This window comes from Bartonella sp. CL63NXGY (genome assembly GCF_042194905.1).
In the GTDB taxonomy this organism is placed as follows: Bacteria; Pseudomonadota; Alphaproteobacteria; order Rhizobiales; family Rhizobiaceae; genus Bartonella.
Genome location: NZ_JBHINK010000145.1, coordinates 332 through 577 on the forward strand (window position 1 = coordinate 332; position 246 = coordinate 577).

Genomic DNA, 246 nt, shown 5'->3' on the forward strand with positions numbered 1-246 from the left:
ACAGCAAAAGAAGATGGTCATCAGGCGAAGATTGCTAGTTTTGACCAGTATCTTGCTGCTGCGGAAAAGCTTCACCAAAAGTTATTAGTCGAAGTTAAAACGACACCGACGGACTCAAAGGGGATGCTCAATCGCTTTGACCGTCTTTATGGTAAACGACTGATTGCCGATCATGACCAGGCGCAGTCGCTAGACTACCGAGTGATTACCGGTTTGAAAAAATTAAATCCACAATTAAAAGTGCTC

General features: G+C 43.9%; 1 protein-coding gene. It reads left to right on the top strand.

Annotation, left to right across the window (positions count from 1 at the left end; genetic code table 11):
• Nucleotides 1-246: hypothetical protein (locus tag ACFIK0_RS09790; protein WP_375663974.1), on the top strand; the 246-nt coding region annotated here is incomplete at both ends.